Source organism: Bacillus sp. B25(2016b), from assembly GCF_001679765.1.
In the GTDB taxonomy this organism is placed as follows: Bacteria; Bacillota; Bacilli; order Bacillales; family Bacillaceae_G; genus Bacillus_A; species Bacillus_A thuringiensis_K.
The window spans coordinates 3,472,797-3,479,157 of record NZ_CP016285.1 but is presented as its reverse complement, the minus strand read 5'-3'; the positions used below and the strand labels follow the sequence as shown (position 1 = coordinate 3,479,157).

Sequence of the window (6,361 nt, the reverse complement as noted above, 5' to 3'; positions counted from 1 at the left end):
TTCTTTCTTTAGGACCATTCCTTCCCGTGTAGATTTGGATTGCGCTTTTTTAAATACTCAACCTGTGCCTTCAAATAAGCATTTTCTTCTTCTAGACTATTAAAATTCTTTCGATTCCAGACACCACGTTGATCATCAAAGGACTCCCCTTGTTGCGCACGTTTTACCCACTCAATAATCTGGGCATCGCTCTTCACACCGAGTTGTTCACGAATTTCTCGCAATGATTTTCTCTCTTCTAATCGAAGACGAACTGCTTCTCGCTTTAGTTCTTCTGTATATTTTTGAAATGATTGTCCTTTTCTTGCCATAAAAAAATCCCCTCCAGATAAAACAGTATTGAGTCCATCATATCAGATGGACTCTTTTTTTACTGTCTACCTATAGGGGATAATACCAGAGATGTCATATTGACATCTCTTTTTTTTGTGGATTAAACGTAAGTTCTTCTCAAAAAAAGAATGACACATTCCGCTATTGTCACGCATATGATTAAGTGAATAGTGATTGAGGAGGGTTACGAATGTCCGAATTTAGAGAGATTATTACAAAAGCAGTGGTTGGAAAAGGACGTAAGTATACAAAGTCAACGCATACATGTGAATCGAATAATGAACCAACAAGTATTTTAGGGTGCTGGGTAATTAACCACTCGTACGAAGCAAGAAAGAATGGAAAGCATGTGGAAATTGAAGGTTTCTATGATGTGAACACTTGGTATTCATTTGATGGAAATACAAAGACTGAAGTTGTAACAGAACGTGTGAACTACACGGACGAAGTAAGTATTGGTTATCGTGATAAAAACTTTTCTGGTGACGATTTAGAAATTATTGCTCGTGTTATTCAGCCGCCAAATTGTTTAGAAGCACTTGTATCACCAAATGGTAATAAAATTGTTGTAACTGTAGAACGTGAATTTGTAACAGAAGTAGTTGGAGAAACGAAAATTTGTGTAAGTGTAAATCCTGAAGGCTGCGTAGAATCAGATGATGATTTCCAAATTGCTGATGATGAATTTGAAGAATTAGATCCAAACTTTATCGTTGATGCAGAAGAAGAGTAATAGAAAGCTAGGGAGAAGTTCTTCCTAGCTTTTTACTTTACATAAGTGGCGCTGAATGAACATGATTCTTTATGAAATATGTTATAATGAAGAAAGACTCCTGAAATAGGAGATAAGAGTGTCCGTGAAATGCGACATATATGAAAATAGATTATCATGTAAGAATTATGGAGGAAAAGTATGACTCAATATACGCCTATGATACAGCAATATTTAAAGGTTAAGGCAGATTATCAAGATGCCTTTTTATTTTTTCGCTTAGGCGATTTTTATGAAATGTTCTTTGAGGATGCTGTAAAAGCAGCTCATGAACTTGAAATTACATTAACGAGCCGAGATGGCGGTAGTAGTGAACGTATACCAATGTGCGGTGTACCGTATCATGCGGCTAAAAACTATATTGAACAACTTGTTGAAAAAGGATATAAAGTAGCTGTTTGTGAGCAAGTAGAAGATCCAAAAACAGCTAAAGGTGTAGTACGTCGTGAAGTAGTACAATTAATTACGCCAGGAACGATGATGGAAGGGCGTACAATTGATGAGAAAGAAAACAACTTCTTAGCTGCATTAACACATTTTGAAGATGGATCATATGCATTAGCTTGTAACGACTTAACGACTGGACAAAATACAGTAACGTTATTGACTGGTTCAGTAGAAGATATTTTATTAGAAGTGTATGCAACTGGTTCGAAAGAAATTGTTGTTGATTCTTCATTTTCTAAAGATGAACTAAACAAGTTAACTGAAACATTGAAAATGACGATTTCGTATGAAGATGCAACGGCAATTCCGGAAGGATTAGAACATCTTGTGAAAAATGTTTCACAAGCAAAATTAATTAAAGCAGTTGGACGTTTATTTAACTATGTAATAAGAACGCAAAAACGTTCTTTAGATCATTTGCAACCAGTAGAAATTTATTATACGAATCAATTTATGAAAATTGATGTACATTCAAAGCGAAATTTAGAACTGACAGAAACACTTCGAACGAAAGAAAAAACAGGATCACTATTATGGTTATTGGATAAGACGAAAACAGCTATGGGTGGTCGTATGTTAAAACAGTGGATGGAACGTCCACTTATACAGAAAGAAAGAATTGAAGAGCGTTTAGAAATGGTTGAAACGTTTGTAAATGATTACTTCTTACGTGAAGATTTAAAAGAAAAGTTAAAAGAAGTATATGATTTAGAACGTTTAGCAGGAAAAGTTGCATTTGGTAACGTAAATGCAAGAGACTTATTACAATTAAGACGTTCATTACTTCAAGTACCAGCTATTTTAGAAGCAATTAGTTTGTTAGATAACGCTTATGCATCGAGATTAATTCAAGGTGCAGATCCATGTGAAAGCTTAACAGAATTACTAGGAAGAAGTATTCAAGAAAACCCACCGCTTTCGATTAAAGATGGAGATATTATTAAAGATGGTTATAATGACAAGCTTGATCAATATCGTTACGTTAGTAAAAACGGGAAAACGTGGATTGCCGAGCTTGAAAAAAGAGAACGTGATATTACTGGAATTAAATCGTTAAAAATCGGATACAACCGTATTTTCGGTTACTACATTGAAGTAACGAAAGCGAATCTTGCAGCACTTCCAGAAGGTCGCTATGAGCGTAAACAGACGCTTGCTAATGCTGAACGTTTCATTACAGATGAACTGAAAGAAAAAGAAACGTTAATTTTAGAAGCTGAAGAAAAGATTGTACAGCTAGAATACGATTTATTTACAGCACTTCGTGAAGAAGTAAAAGTATTTATTCCGAAATTACAACATTTAGCGAAAGTAATTAGTGAATTAGACGTACTGCAAAGTTTTGCGACAGTTAGTGAAGAAGAACAGTTTGTAAAACCTGTACTGACAACAAAGCGCGAAATCTTTATTAAAGATGGTCGTCATCCTGTCGTTGAAAAAGTATTGAACGGGAAATTGTATGTACCGAATGATTGTATTATGCCAGAGAATATGGATGTCTTTTTAATTACAGGGCCGAACATGTCTGGTAAAAGTACGTATATGAGACAATTAGCACTTGTAACGGTTATGTCGCAAATCGGTTGTTTCGTACCAGCAACAGAAGCAGTATTACCTGTATTTGACCAAATCTTTACGAGAATTGGTGCAGCAGATGATTTAATTTCAGGTCAAAGTACATTTATGGTCGAAATGTTAGAAGCGAAAAATGCAATTGCAAACGCATCTGAAAGAAGCTTAATTTTATTCGATGAAATTGGACGCGGTACATCTACGTATGATGGTATGGCACTTGCACAAGCGATTATTGAACATATTCATGACCAAATTGGTGCAAAAACGTTATTCTCTACGCATTATCACGAATTGACGGTGTTAGAAGAGAGTTTAGATCAACTGAAAAATGTACACGTTTCAGCAATTGAAGAGAATGGAAAAGTAGTATTCCTTCATAAAATTCAAGATGGAGCAGCTGATAAGAGTTACGGTATTCACGTTGCGCAACTTGCGGAGCTTCCAGATAGCTTAATCGCTCGTGCGAAAGAAGTGTTAGCACAACTAGAAGGACAGGAAGAAATTATTATTCCAAAGCGTACAGAAGTGAAAGTACAAGAAGTTACTCCAGATGCTGTAGTTGTAAAAGAAGAACCAGTAGAAATACAAGAGACGAAAGTAGAGGCTGAAGAAGAATCACAACTATCGTTCTTTGGCGCAGAGCAGTCTTCGAAAAAACAAGACAAGCCAGTTCTAGATGCAAAAGAAACGGCAGTACTTGCGCAAATTAAAAAAATTGATTTACTTGATATGACACCTTTAGAAGCGATGAACGAATTGTATCGCTTACAGAAAAAGTTAAAGAAAGGATGAGTAAGTAGATGGGGAAAATTCGCAAACTCGATGATCAACTCTCTAACCTAATTGCGGCAGGGGAAGTAGTAGAGCGCCCTGCTTCAGTCGTAAAAGAACTTGTGGAAAATTCTATCGATGCGAATAGTACATCTATTGAAATCCACTTAGAAGAAGCTGGGTTATCGAAAATTCGTATCATTGATAACGGTGATGGTATTGCAGAAGAAGACTGTATCGTCGCTTTTGAACGTCATGCAACGAGTAAAATTAAAGATGAAAACGATTTGTTCCGCATAAGAACACTCGGTTTCCGCGGTGAGGCATTGCCGAGTATTGCTTCAGTTAGTGAATTAGAATTAATTACTAGCACAGGTGATGCGCCTGGTACACACCTTATTATTAAAGGTGGAGACATTATAAAGCAAGAGAAGACTGCGAGCCGAAAAGGAACAGATATTACAGTACAAAACTTATTCTTTAATACTCCAGCACGTCTTAAATATATGAAAACCATTCATACAGAGCTCGGAAATATTACAGATATCGTGTATCGTATTGCAATGTCACATCCAGAAGTATCGTTAAAACTGTTTCATAATGAAAAGAAATTGCTTCATACGTCAGGTAACGGTGATGTAAGACAAGTACTTGCATCGATTTACAGTATTCAAGTTGCGAAGAAGCTTGTTCCAATTGAAGCCGAATCTTTAGACTTTACAATTAAAGGCTATGTAACATTACCAGAAGTAACGAGAGCATCTCGTAATTATATGTCAACAATTGTAAATGGTCGTTACGTTCGAAACTTTGTATTAATGAAAGCAATTCAGCAAGGGTACCATACATTACTGCCAGTTGGCCGGTATCCAATTGGCTTCTTATCGATTGAAATGGATCCAATGCTAGTTGATGTTAACGTACATCCAGCGAAATTAGAAGTTCGTTTTAGTAAAGAACAGGAATTACTAAAGCTGATCGAAGAAACATTGCAAGCGGCATTTAAAAAAATACAGCTTATTCCAGATGCAGGTGTAACAACGAAGAAAAAAGAAAAAGACGAAAGTGTGCAAGAACAGTTCCAGTTTGAGCATGCGAAGCCGAAAGAACCATCTATGCCGGACATCGTTTTACCGACTGGCATGGATGCAAAACAAGAAGAACCAGAGGCTGTAAAACAGCCAGCGCAGCTTTGGCAACCACCGAAGCAAGAATGGCAACCACCACAGTCACTCGTGAGAGAAGAACAAAGTTGGCAACCATCCACTAAACCGATAATTGAAGAGCCAATTCAAGAAAAGAAATCGTGGGACAGTAACGAAGAGGACTTTGAACTAGAGGAATTAGAAGAAGAAGTTCGGGAAATAAAAGAGATTGAAATGAACGGGAATGACTTACCACCGCTTTATCCAATTGGACAAATGCATGGAACATATATTTTCGCTCAAAATGATAAAGGCTTATATATGATTGACCAGCATGCCGCGCAGGAACGTATTAATTATGAATACTTTCGTGATAAAGTAGGAAGGGTAGCGCAAGAAGTACAAGAATTACTTGTACCGTACCGCATCGATTTATCTCTTACTGAATTTTTACGTGTCGAAGAGCAGTTAGAAGAACTAAAAAAAGTCGGGCTATTTTTAGAACAATTCGGCCATCAATCCTTTATCGTCCGCTCGCATCCAACATGGTTCCCGAAAGGACAAGAAACAGAAATCATCGATGAAATGATGGAGCAAGTTGTTAAACTAAAAAAAGTTGATATTAAAAAGTTACGTGAAGAAGCAGCCATCATGATGAGCTGTAAAGCATCTATTAAAGCGAATCAATATTTAACGAACGATCAAATATTTGCTTTACTGGAAGAACTACGTACAACAACAAACCCGTACACATGCCCGCACGGAAGACCAATTCTTGTGCATCATTCTACTTATGAGTTGGAGAAGATGTTTAAGAGGGTTATGTAGAGTGAATAGATTACATTTCAAAAGGGAGCAACATTTACTGTTGCTCCCTTTTAATATGTAGATTTAATTGTTAAACGAGAATATGGTGGAGTAATTTTGTATTGTATTTCGTGGTTGCGTTAACTTAAATTTATCTATGTATAAAAAAGCGCTGTATACAGCACTTTTTAAAAGGTGCATGAATTGTCTAATAAAGATTTCTACATTACTAACCAAATAACTATGCATGGTTAAATGTTGCTTCTTATTTGGCTAATTGTTATAAGGGTCTATACAATTATTTATTTTTATTATTATTGATTTTTTCAGTGTATAGAACTTGCTCTTTATAATGCTTCTTAATTGGGAAAGTATGTGTACCAGAGCCGTTCTTGAATTTTTTATCAATGGGGTTCTTTAGAGGAACTGTTGTAGTTTCAGTAAATTCATATGGGTAGTTTATTTTAGATTTATCTTCAAACATGAAAATGCCTCCTTTTAGGATTTCCTA

Annotated in this window: 4 protein-coding genes and 1 pseudogene; 3 read left to right on the top strand and 2 right to left on the bottom strand. The window is 36.1% G+C overall.

The features are described from left to right. Positions 1-311, bottom strand: a pseudogene (locus tag BAQ53_RS17650) (transposase); the annotation flags it as partial. A 212-nt stretch (positions 312-523) separates the two neighbouring features. Between BAQ53_RS17650 and cotE the strand changes: the two are divergent. From cotE to mutL, 3 genes are all read left to right on the top strand, one after another. Beyond that, positions 524-1,066: an outer spore coat protein CotE gene (gene cotE, locus BAQ53_RS17645; protein ID WP_001288799.1), complete on the top strand. Its 543-nt coding sequence runs from the start codon at positions 524-526 to the stop codon at positions 1,064-1,066. A 180-nt stretch (positions 1,067-1,246) separates the two neighbouring features. Further along, on the top strand, positions 1,247-3,919 hold the full coding sequence (gene mutS / locus BAQ53_RS17640) for a DNA mismatch repair protein MutS (protein ID WP_000196024.1): 2,673 nt from the start codon (positions 1,247-1,249) through the stop codon (positions 3,917-3,919). Positions 3,920-3,927: 8 nt separating this feature from the next. Then, positions 3,928-5,871: a DNA mismatch repair endonuclease MutL gene (mutL, locus tag BAQ53_RS17635; protein WP_000516462.1), complete on the top strand. Its 1,944-nt coding sequence runs from the start codon at positions 3,928-3,930 to the stop codon at positions 5,869-5,871. 277 nt (positions 5,872-6,148) lie between these two features. On the opposite strand, the gene BAQ53_RS17630 is transcribed toward mutL, so the two are convergent. Then, entirely contained in the window at positions 6,149-6,334 is a 186-nt protein-coding gene (locus BAQ53_RS17630; protein ID WP_000461135.1) for a hypothetical protein, read from the bottom strand. Between the last annotated feature and the right edge of the window lie 27 nt (positions 6,335-6,361).